Origin of the sequence: Pseudomonas sp. W2Oct36 (assembly GCF_041060465.1) — a bacterium.
GTDB classification, from domain to species: Bacteria; Pseudomonadota; Gammaproteobacteria; order Pseudomonadales; family Pseudomonadaceae; genus Aquipseudomonas; species Aquipseudomonas graminis_B.
On record NZ_JAUERW010000023.1, the window covers coordinates 13,428 to 29,167 of the forward strand.

At 62.5% G+C, this 15,740-nt stretch carries 14 protein-coding genes; 8 read left to right on the plus strand and 6 right to left on the minus strand.

The features are described from left to right. Positions 1–126 precede the first annotated feature (126 nt). A complete protein-coding gene (locus QWI18_RS22645) occupies positions 127–1,023 on the plus strand; it encodes a DMT family transporter (protein WP_369319911.1) in 897 nt (298 codons plus the stop codon). Between the two features lie 115 nt (positions 1,024–1,138). On the opposite strand, the gene QWI18_RS22650 is transcribed toward QWI18_RS22645, so the two are convergent. Continuing rightward, the gene (locus QWI18_RS22650) at positions 1,139–2,476 is read right to left on the minus strand and encodes a sorbosone dehydrogenase family protein (protein ID WP_065988633.1); all 1,338 of its coding nucleotides are present in this window, start codon (positions 2,474–2,476) and stop codon (positions 1,139–1,141) included. A gap of 312 nt (positions 2,477–2,788) precedes the next feature. Between QWI18_RS22650 and QWI18_RS22655 the strand changes: the two genes are divergently transcribed. The 4 genes from QWI18_RS22655 to QWI18_RS22670 all read left to right on the plus strand — a co-directional run bounded on the left by QWI18_RS22655 (position 2,789) and on the right by QWI18_RS22670 (position 6,411). Beyond that, on the plus strand, positions 2,789–3,979 hold the full coding sequence (locus tag QWI18_RS22655) for an ATP-binding protein (protein ID WP_369319912.1): 1,191 nt from the start codon (positions 2,789–2,791) through the stop codon (positions 3,977–3,979). A 122-nt stretch (positions 3,980–4,101) separates the two neighbouring features. Beyond that, positions 4,102–4,851 carry a creatininase family protein gene (locus QWI18_RS22660; protein WP_192130134.1) on the plus strand — a complete coding sequence of 250 codons (750 nt, stop codon included), beginning with the start codon at positions 4,102–4,104 and terminating at the stop codon, positions 4,849–4,851. Positions 4,852–5,014: 163 nt separating this feature from the next. Beyond that, entirely contained in the window at positions 5,015–5,380 is a 366-nt protein-coding gene (locus QWI18_RS22665) for a hypothetical protein (protein WP_065988636.1), read from the plus strand. Positions 5,381–6,012: 632 nt separating this feature from the next. After that, positions 6,013–6,411 (plus strand): glyoxalase superfamily protein, encoded by a 399-nt coding sequence (locus tag QWI18_RS22670; RefSeq protein WP_369319930.1) that lies wholly within the window; start codon positions 6,013–6,015, stop codon positions 6,409–6,411. 12 nt (positions 6,412–6,423) lie between these two features. On the opposite strand, the gene QWI18_RS22675 is transcribed toward QWI18_RS22670, so the two are convergent. Next, on the minus strand, positions 6,424–7,278 hold the full coding sequence (locus QWI18_RS22675) for a LysR family transcriptional regulator (protein ID WP_369319913.1): 855 nt from the start codon (positions 7,276–7,278) through the stop codon (positions 6,424–6,426). 74 nt (positions 7,279–7,352) lie between these two features. Here QWI18_RS22675 and QWI18_RS22680 point away from each other — a divergent pair, with 74 nt between their 5' ends. After that, positions 7,353–8,282, plus strand: coding sequence for a DMT family transporter (locus tag QWI18_RS22680; RefSeq protein WP_296309533.1), 930 nt, complete (start codon positions 7,353–7,355; stop codon positions 8,280–8,282). Positions 8,283–8,355: 73 nt separating this feature from the next. Here the strand turns inward: QWI18_RS22680 and dapB are convergent, their stop codons facing one another. Further along, positions 8,356–9,156, minus strand: coding sequence for a 4-hydroxy-tetrahydrodipicolinate reductase (gene dapB / locus QWI18_RS22685; protein ID WP_296309535.1), 801 nt, complete (start codon positions 9,154–9,156; stop codon positions 8,356–8,358). 183 nt (positions 9,157–9,339) lie between these two features. Between dapB and QWI18_RS22690 the strand changes: the two genes are divergently transcribed. Together QWI18_RS22690 and QWI18_RS22695 are read left to right on the plus strand one after the other, a co-directional pair. After that, positions 9,340–10,236: a LysR family transcriptional regulator gene (locus QWI18_RS22690; protein WP_296309538.1), complete on the plus strand. Its 897-nt coding sequence runs from the start codon at positions 9,340–9,342 to the stop codon at positions 10,234–10,236. Positions 10,237–10,476: 240 nt separating this feature from the next. Then, positions 10,477–11,349, plus strand: a complete 873-nt coding sequence (locus tag QWI18_RS22695) for an NAD(P)-dependent oxidoreductase (RefSeq protein WP_192130128.1) — start codon at positions 10,477–10,479, stop codon at positions 11,347–11,349. A gap of 42 nt (positions 11,350–11,391) precedes the next feature. Here the strand turns inward: QWI18_RS22695 and QWI18_RS22700 are convergent, their stop codons facing one another. The 3 genes from QWI18_RS22700 to yghX form a co-directional block, all read right to left on the minus strand. Beyond that, positions 11,392–12,042 carry a GntR family transcriptional regulator gene (locus tag QWI18_RS22700; RefSeq protein WP_369319914.1) on the minus strand — a complete coding sequence of 217 codons (651 nt, stop codon included), beginning with the start codon at positions 12,040–12,042 and terminating at the stop codon, positions 11,392–11,394. Positions 12,043–12,152: 110 nt separating this feature from the next. Next, complete coding sequence (gene atzF / locus QWI18_RS22705; protein WP_369319915.1) at positions 12,153–13,973, minus strand: allophanate hydrolase; 1,821 nt, start codon at positions 13,971–13,973, stop codon at positions 12,153–12,155. Positions 13,974–14,810: 837 nt separating this feature from the next. Beyond that, positions 14,811–15,698 carry a YghX family hydrolase gene (yghX, locus tag QWI18_RS22710; RefSeq protein ID WP_192130125.1) on the minus strand — a complete coding sequence of 296 codons (888 nt, stop codon included), beginning with the start codon at positions 15,696–15,698 and terminating at the stop codon, positions 14,811–14,813. Positions 15,699–15,740 lie beyond the last annotated feature (42 nt).

A 15,740-nucleotide genomic window follows, 5' to 3' on the forward strand; every position in this document is an offset into this window, starting at 1 on the left:
CCATGACAATTCTTTGATTGTACTGATTCTGCCCCTTACGCTGCCTTGACGGCAATTGACCCGTTGGCAATTCAACCTCAATCAGCAATGGCGTCCTCACGCCTGCACCTCAGGAGTCCGAACCCCATGGAAATCTCTTCAATGGTCCAGCCCCTGGCGACAAAGCGCTCCACTGCCGGATGGCTGAATGGCCTGATGGGCGTGATCATTTTCAGCGGTTCGTTGCCGGCCACGCGCATCGCCGTGCTGGAGTTTGCGCCGCTGTTTCTGACTGTCGCCAGAGCGTCGATTGCCGGCTTGGTCGCGGTCTGTCTGCTGCTGGTGTTGCGAGAGAAGCGCCTGCAGCGCAACCAACTGATGCCGCTATTCATCGTTGCCAGCGGCGTGGTGGTCGGCTTCCCGCTGCTCACCGCGCTGGCATTGCAATACGTCACGTCGGCGCACTCCATCGTGTTTGTCGGCCTGTTGCCGTTGGCGACGGCTGTGTTCGCGGTGTTGCGTGGCGGCGAGCGTCCGCGTCCGGTGTTCTGGGTGTTCTCGTTGCTGGGCAGTGCGCTGGTAGTGGGGTTCGCCTGTGCCCAAGGGTTGTCGGCGTCGCCGGCGGGGGATCTGCTGATGCTGCTGGCGATTGTCGTCTGCGGCCTGGGTTACGCCGAAGGTGCCACGCTGTCCCGGACGCTCGGCGGCTGGCAGGTCATCTGCTGGGCGCTGGTGCTGGCGTTGCCGCTGATGCTGATGCTGACCCTGTTCAGCGCGCCGCCAGTCCTGGCCACCATCAGCGCACCGGCGTGGGTGAGTCTGGGCTACGTGTCGCTGTTCAGCATGCTGATCGGCTTCGTGTTCTGGTACCGCGGTCTGGCCCAGGGCGGAATCGCGGCGGTGGGACAGCTGCAGTTGCTGCAGCCCTTTTTTGGTCTGACGCTGGCCGCAACCCTTCTGCATGAACAGGTCAGCGCGGGCATGCTGGGAGTGACCGTCGGGGTTATCGCGTGCGTTGCCGGCGCGCGGCGGTTTTCACGCTAGCAGCAGGTCTCTCAGGACGGCTGAACAGTGCAGGCCTCACCCAACGTTTTTTAACCATCCCCAAAACGAAAAATGCCGGTGATCATCACCGGCATTCCCGTTCATTGCTAAGCCATCACTTGGCCTGACTGACGCGCCAGACCTTGTTGCCCACGTCATCCGCGACCAGCAATGCGCCCTGCTTGTCGAGGATCACGCCGACCGGACGGCCTTGTGCGTCGCCATCGGCGTTGAGGAAGCCGGTCAGGACGTCCACCGGCAGGCCCGCAGGTCGGCCATCCTTGAAGCCGACGAACACAACTTTGTAGCCGGCCTGGGGATTGCGGTTCCACGAGCCGTGCTCGCCGACAAACACGCCGTCGGCAAATTTGGCCGGCATGCCGCGCGGGTCGGACCAGGTCAGGCCCAGCGGCGCGACGTGGGTGCCGAGGGCGTAATCCGGGGCGATGGCCTTGGCGACCATGTCCGGGCGCGGCGGTTGCAAACGGCTGTCGACGTGATTGCCGTAGTAGCTCCACGGCCAGCCGTAGAACGCGCCATCCTTGACCGAGGTCAGGTAATCCGGCACCAGGTCGCTGCCGATTTCGTCACGTTCGTTCACCACTGTCCACAGCTCGTTGCTGCCCGGCTTCCAGGCCAGCCCGTTGGGGTTACGCAGACCGCTGGCGAACAGGCGTTTTTGCCCGGTCTTGACGTCCACTTCCCAGACCGCCGCACGTCCCTCTTCGGCTTCCAGACCGTTTTCGGCCACGTTGCTGTTCGAGCCAACGGTGACGTACAGCTTGGTGCCTTCGCGGTTGGCGATGATGTTCTTGGTCCAGTGGTGATTGATGCCTGCCGGCAGGTCAGTGACTTTCACCGGCGTGGCGGTGCTTTCAGTCTGGCCGTCGTTGTACGGGACCTTGACAACGGCGTCGGCGTTGGCGATGAACAGTTCGTTGCCCACCAGCACCATGCCGAATGGCGACGTCAGGCCGCTGATGAACACCTTCTTCATTTCGGCCCGGCCATCGCCGTCGGCATCGCGCAGGATGCTGATGCGGTTGGCGCTCTCGGCTTCGGCGCCGACCCGGCTCATGACGATCCCGGTAGCCGTGCGCTTGATCCATGCCATCACCCCCGGGCCGCCGTCCGTCGCGCCTTCAGGCTTCGGCGGCTTGTTGCTTTCGGCGACCAGGACGTCGCCGTTGGGCAGGCTGTACAGCCAGCGCGGGTGATCGAGGTTCTCGGCGAGTGCGCTGACGGTGAAGCCCTCGGCGGCCTTGGGCGTGTCGGTGCCCTTCCAGCCGACGGCCTTGGACACCTTGACGGTCGGTATCAGCGTGCTATTGGGCTCGGGCAGTTGCGGCTGTGCGCCTACGCCGGCCTGGAACGGCAGCTTGGCGGTTTCGCCACAGGCACTGAGCATCGCAGCAGTGGTCATCAGCAGTGCAAATCGGTGCATCGCAATCATCGTTCAACCTCGCGGCGGCCATCCATGGGCCCATTGTTTTGAGAAATCAAAGCGCTGACAAACAGGCAGCTTGGAGAAGCGCAGGCTTCGAGAGACATGACATAAGGCTGACAAGTATCGCCACGTCGACCGACAGCAAACAGCTCACGGGACGCAAATGACATTTGCCCTCAGGGCATCAATAAAACGACCCCGGCAGGGGCGTGAGGGTTCAATAATCTGCGCCGGCATCTCCCGTGGTGGACCGAGGGGTTAGCCATGTTGGCCGATTTTAGATACGCTTCATGCCTATAACCCCCAGAGCCAGATCCGATGACCCGCCCAGAGTTTGCTTTGGATGTTGAGGCGATCCATGCGATCCCCGCCGTGCCCGTCATTCTGAGCATGGTCAAGCACATGACAGGCATGCGCTTCGCGGCAATCGCCAGGGTCACGGAAAGCCACTGGGTGGCCTGCGCCGTCGATGACGCGATCAATTTCGGCCTCAAACCGGGCGGCGAGCTGGTGCTGGAATCAACCATCTGCCACGAGATCAGGCAGCATCACCAGCCCGTGGTGTTCGGCCATGCCAGCGCCGACCCGCACTTCGCCACCCATCACACGCCGCTCACCTATGGGCTGGAAAGCTACATCTCGATTCCCATCATCCTGCCCGACGACCGCTTCTTCGGGACGCTGTGCGCCATCGACTCAGTGCCTGCCGATCTGAGCGATCCTGCCATCGTCAAGACACTGACCCTCTTCGCGCAGTTGATTGCGATGAGTCTGGACACTCAGGGCCACCTGGACAGCGCCCGCGCCGAGCTGAACGACGCCAACGAAAACGGACGGTTGCGGGAGCAATTCATGGCGGTGCTGGGGCACGACCTGCGTACACCGTTGAGTGCGATTCGCATGAGCGCCGACCTGCTGGCGACCAAAACCGAGGACAAGCGCTCGCAGGGGCTGGTCGCTGCCATACGGCAGAGCTCGATCCGCATGGGCGCGCTGATCGAGAACGTGCTGGACTTCGCCAGGGGCCGCATGGGCGGAGGAATTCCGGTGAAGTGCCAGGCCACGGATGATCTTCCCGACGTATTGAAAGCGACGGTGGACGAGATCCGCGCGTCGCACCCGCAGGCAACGTTCAACGAAGCCATCGACCTCACCGGGAGCGTCTACTGCGACCCGCTGCGCATCAGCCAGTTGTTGTCCAATCTGCTGGGCAACGCGGTGACCCATGGCTCACTCGCCTCGCCGATTGACCTGCACATCTGGCAGGAATCTGATCAGGTCATCATTTCCGTCATGAACCACGGCGCGCCCATCTCGCCACGGCTGATGCCGCTGCTGTTCGAGCCGTTCACCCGGTCCGAAGCGGGCGGGCGCGGCGAAGGCCTCGGTCTTGGGCTGTACATCGCGTCGCAGATCGCCAGCGCTCATCACGGTACTTTGACCGTGAGCTCATCGGCTCAGTTGGGCACCTGTTTCATCGCGCGCTTTCCTTACACGCAACCCGCTTGAGCGCCGACAGGTGATGTCGGCACCTCCGCGCCATAGCATCGCGGGCACACTGATTTTTCGCTCGCCCCATTTTTCTGAAGCCCACTTTTCTGAAGCCCACTTTCCTGAGGAGAGCACCTGACATGCTTCTGCACCAGTCCACATGGATCGAGATCGAACAGTTTCTCAAGCGCAGCCGCACGATTGTCGTGCCCATCGGTTCGAACGAACAACACGGCCCCACCGGCCTGCTCGGCACTGACTGGATGTGCCCGCAGATCATCGCCCACGAAGCGCAGAAGAGCGCCGATATCCTGATCGCGCCGACCTTCAACATCGGCATGGCGCAGCATCATCTGGGCTTTCCCGGGACGATCTCGCTGCGCCCCTCGACGTTCATCGCCGCCATCGGTGACTGGGCGCGCTCGCTGGCGGGTCATGGCTTTGAGAAAATCCTCTTCCTCAACGGTCACGGCGGCAACGTCGCGTCGATCGAGGCGGCGTTTTCCGAGCTGTACGCAGAAGCCAGTTTCGCCGGGCGCTCTGCCGGCTTCGCCCTGAAGCTCACCAACTGGTGGGACCTGGAGGGCGTCGGCGAACTCGCCCATCGGCAGTTTCCGGTGGGCCACGGCTCCCACGCGACGCCGTCCGAGATCGCGGTGACCCAGTGGGCCTACCCGGAGTCGATCAAGTCGGCGGACTACTCGCCGCAGATTGCCCCGACCGGTCCGATCCGCGAAGCAAAGGATTTTCGAGCGCGCTTCCCCGATGGCCGCATGGGCTCAGACCCTGCGCTGGCCACGCCGGAAAAAGGCGGAGAGCTGGTGGCGCTGGCGGCCAAGGGGCTGGTGCGCGCGGTTGACGCGTTCAGTCGCGAACCGGCGCTGCATTAACGTCGCTGCGTTGACGGCCTGGCCGTGCGGCAATAGCGCGCGGGCGTTGAACTCGTCCGCCAAATGGCGGCCATAGTGGTATGCGCTTTTTCAAACGGTATGGGATCTGGGGCAGTCTGCAGCGCAACGACCTCGCCCGGTCCCCTTGGCTGACAGGTGATATGTGAATACGTTTATCCCACTGGACAAAGTTGAAGAAATCGATCTGCAGGATTACCACGAGGTCTGGCTGACCACGTCGGAAACCTGGCCACAGGATCCGGCGACGGTTCACCGCAAGTGCCTGTGGCGCCAGGATCGCGAGATGACCTCCGATGTGGAAATCGACGGCGTTTACTTTGAAAATCTCCCGCACCTGTGGCTGCGTGTGGACGATCTCGATGACCAACAGGACATCGACCTCGTGATCGAGAAGCTCAAGGTACGCATTGCCGCACTGAATCTCAAAGGCGAGTTCTATCCTCCCGAGCTGCCGACTGCGGCGCCTCACAAGGACGAAGACGAAATCAAGAAAGACCTGCGCAGCTAATCCGCTTCACCCCCCGCTTCTCCGACGCGCGCCGTGGCTGATCTTCAGCACGGCGCCGTTTTTGTTTCTGCTGCACCCATTTCCGGTCAGTCCTACCCAGTGCACGCGCTGTATCAGTGGGACCGGCTTCAGCCGGGAAGAGGCCTGTGTGAACACTCTCAATTTTTGCAGCGTTGCATCCGACGCCTTCCCGGCTAAAGCCAGGCCTACAGGTGCACGCAGTCCGTCAGTGGGACCGGCTTCAGCCGGGAAGAGGCCTGTGTGACCGCCCTCAATTTTTGCAGTGTGGCATCCGACGCTTTCCCGGCTAAAGCCAGTCCTACAGGTGCACGCAGTCCGTCAGTGGGACCGGCTTCAGCCGGGAAGAGGCCTGTATGAACGCCCTTAATTTTTGCAGCGTGGCATCCGACGCCTTCCCGGCTAAAGCCAGTCCTACAGGTGCACGCCGTCCGTCAGTGGGACAGGCTTTAGCCGGGAAGAGGCCTGTGTGAACGCCATCAATTTTTGCAGCGTGGCATCCGACGCCTTCCCGGCTAAAGCCAGCCCTACAGGTGCACGCAGTCCGTCAGTGGGACCGGCTTCAGCCGGGAAGAGGCCTGTATGAACACCATCCTTTAGAGGTCTGGGCTAGAATCGCCCGCTCAGATCATCAAGGAGTGAACCCTGTGCAGATGTCCCCGGCGATACCGCTGATTCGTATTTTTTCCGAAGCCAAGGCGAAAGAGTTCTACGTGGATTTTCTCGGCTTCAGCCTGGAGTGGGAGCACCGCTTTGAACCGGGTCTGCCGCTGTACGCCCAGGCCCGTCGCGACCAACTGGTCATCCACCTGACCGAGCACCATGGCGACGCGACGCCGGGCTCGACGATCTTTGTGCCGGTCAGCGACATCGACGAATTGCAGCGCGAACTGCTGGCGAAAAACTACGGCTATTCACGCCCCGGCATTCAAGACCTCGACTGGGGCAAGGTCATGGACATCGCCGACCCGTTCGGCAACCGCCTGCGCTTCTGCGAGCGCTCCGAGGACTGACCCGCGGCGCCCTCAAAGCCGGAAATACTGCCCGATGGCCTGCCGCAGCAGTTCTATCGCCTCATCTCCGTGGCTGGCTGACGAGCGCACGACGATGATGTCGTGGTCGGCGATCGGCGGCAGGCCATCGAGGATGCGCATGCCGTCGGTGACCCGGGCGCGGTCGATCACGCTGATGCCCAGTCCTGCCTCAACACAGGCCTTGACCGCCTGATTGGACGAGCTCTCGAGCACGATGCGCATGGGGTGGCCGGCGCGCTTGAGCGACTCGACCATCGCTTGCCGGTACGAGCATTGCGCGGCATGCACGGCCAGCGGCAACGGGGTTGGTAAATCCCCCGATTGATGCGCGGCGCCGACCCACACCGGCGTGGTCGGCACCAGCAACTGATCGTCCGCGGCCAACTGGCCTTCCGGCTGGGCGATGACCGCCACCTGAAGCCGACCCCGCCGCACCTGATCGCGCAAGATGAAGCTGGGCGCGGTCTTCAGCTCCAGAACGATGTTCGGCCAGGCGGCGGTGAAAATCGGCAGCACGTCGCGAATCAGGTGCGTGGCGTATTCATCCGGCACGCCGAGGGTGATGCGCCCCGCCAGCTGCGTGCCCTGCAGCTCGGCCAGCACTTGATCGTGGGTGCTCAGCAGCTCGGCGGTGGAGGTCAGAAAACGCTTGCCCAGGGGCGTCAGCGACACCGACTGATTGTCGCGATTGAGCAGCCGCCCCCCCGCCACCGCTTCCAGCCGCTGCACGTGCACGCTGACCGCGGCCGGGCTTTTGTGCAGCTGTTCCGCCGCCGCGCTGAACTTGCCAATGCGCGCCACGGCGTGAAAGGTGCGGACCTGTTCGATATCCAGAATGGCACTCATGGTTCACTGATCCCGAAGCACTGCTGTCGTTTATTTTGATTTATTAGATTACGGCGGATGGGTACGTTGGGTCCATGAACACTTCAAACGAACTGACCAACGCGAGCCTTGCCCTTCCGTCCCCACGCCGGGCGATTCCCTTGCCGCTGCTCGAAGCCGGGCTGGTGATCATCTGGAGTTCGGGCTTCATTGGCGCGCGCTTCTCCATCGATTACGCGCCGGCCTCCCTGATGGTGTTCTGGCGCTGCCTTCTGGTCACGCTGATTCTGTTGCCCTTCGTCGCCAGACAGCTGCGCCAGACACCGCCTGCGGTGCTGCTGAAAAACGCCGGCATCGGCCTGCTGGCCATGGCTGGTTATCTGTTCGGCGTGACCGAGGGCATTGCCCTGGGTGTGCCCGCCGGGCTGGCAGCGCTGTTCGCCGATCTGCTGCCAATCGGCATGGCTGTGCTGGCGGCCGTGGTGCTCCGCCAGCGATTGACCCGCGGCGTATGGATCGGATTGCTGATCGGTCTGGCGGGCGTGATGCTGGCGACCCACGACGCGCTGGCCTGGGGCAGCGCACCCCCATGGGCCTACGCCCTGCCCGTGCTGGGCATGCTGTCACTGGCGGTCGCCACGCTGTGGCAAAAACACTCCCCAGACCCGCAGGCGCTGGGCCTGATGCCCAACCTGTGGTTGCAGTGCTTCGTCTCGACCTTCGTGTTTGCCCTCGTTGCCGGACTGCACGGAAGTCTCGCGCCCGTGCCCAACGCAGGTTTCGCGATGAGTGTGCTGTGGACGTCGGTGTCGACGGTCGGCGGCTACGGCCTTTACTGGATGTGCCTGCGCCGGGCCACGCCGACGCGAGTCGCCAGTGTGCTTTACCTCAGTCCGCCACTGACGCTGCTGCTGGCCTGGGCCCTGTTCGACGAACCGCTGTCGTGGCTGATGGCCTTAGGCATGGTGGTCTCGGGGGTCGGCATTGGTCTGGTGATACGCGGCGAGGCGCGAGAGGCGTCATGAATTGGCCGGTCCTGCGCATCGCTCATCACGCTATCGCGACAAATCAAAGCGACAGCTGGCTCGTGGTTGCCCATCAAATCAGCGACTCCAGCCCCCGCAGCAAACCTTTTAACGTCAGCGCAGCGCGCGCGGCAAGCAGCGTGCCGGCGACATAAGGCTGGGCACTGGAGCCAGCCTCGTGGCGGATGACCAGTCGCTCGCTTTCTGTCGCATGGATGCTTTCGACTGCGAGAACATAGGAAGGCAGATACACGCTGTGCAACTGGACTGCATGACTGCCAGAACCGATTGGCACCCCCCTGCTCCCTACCAAGCCTTTCAATTTTTCGAGCGGGATCGTGGTGGGCGCCTGGCGCAGTGCGGAAAGTGCTTCTGCGAGCTCCCGACCGGTGCCCGTAGGGACGTCTTGTTTACGCGCGCTGGCGTACTCGACAACTTCTACGTCAGCCAGATAGCGCGCCGCTTCGAGCGCGAAGCGTTTCAACAGCGTGCCGCTGATGGAAAAGTTGCCCGCAGCGACCACACCAACACCGTGCTGCCGGGCCAAAGCATCCAACGCCTGGAGCTCGACTTCGTCGAGGCCACTGGTCCCGATCACAAGCGCTCTTCCCGCTCTGATGACAGCGGGCGCGTGAGTACGAACACCTTCGGTATTCGTGTAGTCGATGACCACATCCGATGGCAGGTTCAACGCTTCATCGAGCGTACCTACGATGGCAATACCGGTGGCGGGTAAGCCGAGAGCAGTACCCATGTCTTCACCGGCACGGCTGCGAGAGACACCTGCGACTACCTCGACGCCAGGCGTTTTGATTGCTTCACGAAAAATAGCTTGCCCGACCCAACCAGTCACTCCAGCAATAACGATTTTCACAGGTCCATTCCTTTTTTTGCGCACAACACTTCTAAGGCTAGCCATGAGGCAGCATTCGGTTCCAGGCCGCTAAAGTGCCTGGGTCTTCATCGGCAACAATGGCGACGCACCGAAGATTAGAGCGCTGGTTAAGAAGGAAAAAGCGCTGTAGCGTTCGAGCATCTGTAACCGGTGGTTAGGAATATGAATAAATTGCAGTCGATGCAGGTGCTGCTTGAGGTGGTAGACGCAGGCAACTTCAGTGCCGCTGCTCGCCGTCTGGGTTTGTCTGCGGTTATGGTGGGAAAGCACGTACGGCAGCTGGAGGAGTTACTCGGCATGCGATTGCTGGAACGAAGCACTCGCAGCCAACGCTTGACCCAGGCGGGCAAGGTGTATTGCGAGACAGCTCGCGGGGTACTCAACCAGATTAAACTGGCCGAAAACACCATTGAATCCATGCACGCGAATCCGCGAGGCATGATCCGCATCAGCGCGCCACACAGCGTGGGAGCCACATGGATTGCTCCGTTGGTTACCCGCTATCTACGCCTCTACCCCGCCGTGAAAATCGAACTCATTCTGAGCAACGCTTATGTGAACCTGATCGGTGACCAATTTGACTTAGTCGTTCGGGTAGGGGCGCTGCCCGATTCAGAGCTGGTGGCACGCCGGCTTCCGCCCTACCAAATGGTGATCTGCGGAGCGCCGGACTACTTGTTGCAGCGGGGCACGCCGCAGGTCCCCCGCGACCTCGAGCGCCACTCGTGTCTTGGACACTTGTCTGTCTATGGCTGTATTCAATGGCCGTTACACAACGCTGACGGCTACTGCTGGACGGGAGATGGATGCTTTGCTTCCAACGACAGTCATGCTCTGCGTCAGGCCGCACTGGGCGGCGCAGGTCTGATACTGCAGCCCGAACTATCAGTGATCAATGATTTATCCACCGGCCGTTTGGTGGAAGTGCTACGCGATCATCGCCCAACGCCGCTGCAGGTCCACCTGCTCTACCTCCCCGCGCGTAAAGAACACAAGGGATTTTCCAACTTGGTGGACTTCATTCTTGCCCAGACCCACAAGACCGGAAAATACGATTAGCGCCTCCCGGAAAAGAGACGGTCGTCCCGCGCTGAATCGATAGGGCCTGGCACTGACTTGCGGCGCCTGTAGCCCTGACGATCTTCAGGCCACCCAACGGCGCGTGACCTCCATGCGTTGGAATGCTGGGCCAATGCAGCCGTTTGTCACCCATAGCGTCGTTTTCGCCAAGACAACTGTCTCAAGGTGGGTGATACGAGTGTGCGCCGCACACCCCACCTTCTACTGGAGCGCATCCCCATGAAAATCGGCTTTTTGGGCCTCGGCAATATGGGTCAGGCCGTGGCTGGCAATCTGTTGAAAGGCGGTCATGAACTGCTGGTCTGGAACCGTTCCCCCGAGGCCGCGCAGCCACTGGTCGAGCAAGGTGCCACGGCAGTCACCGAGCCTGCCCAGGCGTTCGCCGTCGACGTGGTGTTCAGCATGCTTGCCGACGACAAGGCCCTGCGCGCGGTGCTGCTGGATGCCGGTCTGCTCAAGCAGCTCAAGGGCCCGCTGATCCACATCAACATGGCGACCATTTCCGTGACCTTCGCCGACGAGCTGGCCGAGCTGCACGCCGCACAGGGCATCGACTACATCGCCGCGCCGGTGATGGGCCGGCCGAACATGGCCGCCGCAGCGAAGCTGAATATCATGGCTGCCGGCGCTGCCCAGGCCATCGACCGGGTGCAGCCGTTGTTCGACCTGATCGGCAGCAAGACCTGGCGGATGGGCGACAAACCTTCCAGCGCCAACGCGATGAAACTGGCCATGAATTTCATGCTGGTCTCGGCCATCGAGGCGATGAGTGAAGCGGCCGTGCTGGTCACTCGCCACGGTCTGAAATCCGCTGATCTGGTGGAGCTGGCGTCGGGGACGATCTTTCCCGGGCCGGTCTACGCAGGGTATGGCGCGCTGATCGGCGAACGCACGTACGAGCCGGCGGCATTCAAGGCAGTGCTGGGCCTTAAAGACGTGGATCTGGTCCTGGCCGCCGCCAGCCAGGTGTCGGTGGAGATGCCGAGCGCCGAGATGATCCGCGCCCACTTGCAGGATGCCATCGACCATGGCCAAGGCGAGATGGACCTGGCGGTGTTGGCCGAAGTGGCAGAGCGGCGCAATCCGCGCTGAGTGCTTTTTTGTTTGCCGTTGATGTGAGGGGCAGACGTCAGCTCATGGCCGGGCGACGTGGAGCCGGTGCAGGGTGATCTTGCGCACTTCCTGCTTGCTGATTTCGATGTGCCGCGTGAGCAACTGCTGGGCCTGCGCGGTCTGGCGATTGAGCACGGCGCCGAGAATCTGCCCATGCTCGTCGTAGGTCGCCTCAATGCGCGCCGCCTGGGTGAAATCCAGGCGGCGAATGATGCGGACCTTCTCGGTGATCTCCAGGTGCAGGCGCGCCATCTCGGTGTTGCCTGCCGCCTCCAGCAACGCGCAATGGAAACGCTCGTCCAGCGATGAGACCTGCTGGGCGTCTTGCAGACGTTCGGAGGGGGTGACGAGCCAGGTGTGTTTCAGTCCATCGATGACCGGGTGTTGCTCCAGATCCAGCGCTTCAAGACGCGCCAGTGCCGCGCACTCCAGCACGATGCGCACGTCGTATAGCTCTTCGAAATAATTGAAATCGAACGCCCTCACCCGCCAACCGCTGCGGAAATACACCTCCAAATAGCCCTCGCGCTCCAGCCGATACAGCGCCTGTCGCACCGGCGTGCGGCTGGCTTGCACGCGCTCGGCCACCTCGCCTTCGCTAAAGCGATCCCCGGGCAGCAGGCGAAACTCGAAGATGTCGTCCTTGAGCTGCTGATAGATGCGCTCGGCCATGTTGTCCGGGCGACGTTTGGGTGTCTGTGAAGGGATGATGGCCGGGGTGCTCCTTCGGGTGATCTTTGCGCCTGACGCGACGGCGTTTCGAGGCTGCGTCAGGCGTCGGGTCAGGCTTTTTTCAGGCTGCCGATGTACGCGCGCCAGCCACCGAACGAGGTGATGTCCAGCGCGCCGTCAATCGCCCAGGGTTCGCAGATGAAGCCCTTGACGCTGCGACCGTCCTTCAGCGTCAGGGTGCCGATGCCCAGCGGCGCAGGGATCTCGGCCACGAACTCGCCAAAGCGCGCCAGCGGGATGTCCCACAGTTCCACGATGATCGATGCACCGCTTGCGGATTTCACCAGCCCCGGTTTGGGCGGCACGGTGCCGGGCAAGGCGTAGAGCCGGTAGTCGCCTGCCGTGAGCGTCTGTTCGACGAGCACGGCGTCCCGACGGGTCAGCTGCGCGTTGAGCGGCATGCCGGTCAGGTGCGCGCCCACCACGGCAACCCGCACGCTGCCCCACGGCGCAGTCGCTGGCGATGCCGTGGGCGAAGGAAGTGAGCGACCTGTGGCGCCCAGTGGCAAGCCGACGTTTTCCTGCCAGCGCTGGCCAAACCGGGCGAGCGCAGTGTCGTGCCAGGCCGGCGCAATCAGCGTGATCCCCGACGGCAAGCCATCGGCGCGTATACCCGCAGGCAATGCCAGGGCCGAGAGGTCCGCCAGGTTGGTGAAGTTGGTATAGAAGCCGAACTGCGAGTTGTACAGCACCGGTTCGGCGGCTATTTCCGCCTGAGTGCGCAGGGTCGCGGACGTGGGCACGACCAAGGCGTCGAACCCGACCAGCGCGTCGTTGATCTGCCGGCTCAGCGTGGCCCGCAGGTATTCGGCGCGGTAGGCGTCACAGGCGCTGTACCCCAGACCGCTTTCGACGATGCCACGCACCACCGGGTTGATGGCGTCGGGGTTGGTTTCCAGCATCGCGGTCAAGGCGACTGTGCGTTCGGCCACCCACGGGCCGTAATACAGCTGCTCGGCCAGGGCCTTGAACGGGGCGAAGTCGATGCGGGTGATCTCGGCGCCCATGTCGCTCAATCGGTGCAGCGCCTGTTCGAACACCGCCTGATTGTGCGTATCGCCGAAGAACTCCAGGGTGTCCGGCACGGCCAGCTTCATCGCCGCGCGAAAGCCCACCGGCGCCGTGCCCGGGTTGTGGCGGGAATAGGCGTCATCGCCATCAAAGCCTTCGGCCAGGCCGGCGACCTTCTGCGCGTCGTCTACGGTCAGCGCGAAGATGGAGACGCAGTCCACCGTCTTGCACGCCGGCACCAGCCCGGTGTTGGGCAAGCGGCCCTTGGTCGGTTTCAGGCCGACGATGTTGTTGAACCCGGCGGGCACCCGACCCGAGCCTGCGGTGTCGGTGCCCAACGAAAATGCCACCAGCCCCCGCGCCACCACCGACGCCGAGCCCGAGCTGGAGCCGCCGCTGACGTAATCCGGGTTGACGCTGTTGGGCACGGCGCCGTAAGGCGAGCGGGTGCCGACCAGGCCGGTGGCGAATTGGTCGAGGTTGGTCTTGCCCATCAAAATCGCCCCGGCGGCGCGCAGTCGGGCCAGCACCGTCGCGTCCTTGCTTGCGGTGTAGGCAAACTCCGGGCACGCCGCCGTCGTCGGCCACCCGGCGGCGTCAATATTGTCCTTGATCGCGAACGGCACGCCGTACAGCGGCAGCTGAGTGATGTCGCCGTTGACTGCAGCAAGACGCTCGGCGAGGGCTTCAAGCTGCTCGCTGATCTGCGCCTGACTGGCCCGGGCGATCCAGGCGGTGTCGGTTTGCGGGTAGGCGCTGGCGAACGACAGCAGCACGTCAGGCGACAACTGCCTAGTCTGGTAGGCCATCAGCCACTCGTTGATCGTCCAGCCGAAATGAGGGTGTTGGAGGTCATGCATGGGGGGTATCCATCTTGTATCCAAGTTTGGATTCAATGAAAGCAAAAGCCGGGCCACTGGGGTGGAAGGTCCGGATTGCTTGGGTGTAAGGCTATTTCGTATCGTTGGAAGCGCCAGCGCACGCCTCAAAAAAGCACACCGTGCAGGGTTTTGGTGCCGCCTCGCACGCCACGATCACATAGTGGGACCGGCTTCAGCCGGGGGGCGTCCGGCGTCACACCAAAAAAGTGATGGCGAACACGCTGGCCTCTTCCCGGCTAAAGCCAGTCCTCTACAATGAGTGTGCGTTCATCCAGCCAGACCGGTGACGCGGAGCGTCAGGGGATGCATTCCCACGCGGAGCGTGGGCACGATCATAGAATTGATGGCGCCTGCACCGGCCCCTTCCCGGCTAAAGCCAGTCCTACAAAAAGCATCGCGTGCATCCCATGAGAGTCGCGGTGACCTCGACTGTAGGACCGGCTTCAGCCGGGAAGCTTTTGATCTGCTTTTGATCTTCCTACGAAGCAAGTCCAGACACCGCCAATCGCGACTTGGGTGCAGGCCGAACGCAGGTCTTGCGGAGTGGGCCGAGCGGCATGGATGCCGCGAGAGCCGCCCCCCGCCATGGATGGCGGATGGCGGCGGGCCCACGGAGCGAGACCGGAGTGAGGGAACTCCGACGCAGGAGGAGCCTAACCAGGAGCAAGCACCCTTGGTTACTTGGGGTGCTTTTCCAAGTAACTCGCCGAAGGCGAAACCGGAGGCCGTTAGGCCGACCATTGCAGCCGCACCGCGTATCCCGGGGACAGATTAATTTACGATCAAGCGCTGTAAATAAATCAGTCCCCTTCACCGTCAGGTCAGGTATTTCCTGAACCAATCCACCGTCCGGTTCCACGCCAATGTTGCCGCAGCGTCGTCATAACGCGGTGTCGAATCGTTATGAAACCCGTGGTTGGCGCCTTTATAAATATGCGCCTCATACGTCTTCCCCGCCGCCTTCAACGCCGCCTCATACGCCGGCCAGCCATCGGTGATCGGCTTGTCCAGCTCCGCGTAATGCAACAACAGCGGCGCCTTGATCCGGCTGACGTCTTCAGCCTTGGGCTGGCGGCCATAAAACGGCACCGCCGCCGCCAGCTCCGGATAAGCCACGGCAGCAGCATTTGAAACACCGCCGCCGTAACAAAACCCGGTAATCCCGACTTTCCCGGTGGACGCGTGATGGGCCATCAGCCATTCGATGCCGGCAAAGAAATCGTTCATCAGCTTCTCGGGATCAACCTTCTGCTGGAGCTCGCGGCCCTTGTCGTCATTGCCCGGATAGCCCCCGACCGATGACAAACCGTCAGGCGCCAAAGCGATAAAACCGGCTTTGGCCACCCGCCGGGCGACGTCCTCGATGTAAGGATTCAGGCCGCGATTCTCATGCACCACCAGCACCGACGCGACCTTGCCGTCGGCTTTTGCCGGCCGCACCAGATACCCGCGCACCTGGCCGTGACCTTTGGGCGACGGGTAGGAAATGTATTCAGCAATGATGTCAGGATCGGTGAATTCGACCTGCTCGGCGAGCGCGTAATTGGGGCTCAGCGACGCCAGAATGGTCGTCGCCGCAAGCCCGCCCACAGCGAACACGGCCGCGCGATCGAGAAACTCCCGGCGGTTGATCTTGCCGTGAACGTAATAGTCGTAGAGCTCAAGCAATTCCGGGGCGAAGTCTTTGGCGGTGAGACGGGTCATCTGTGCGCATCCTCATCGATTGTCCAACGGGCACAGGCCTAG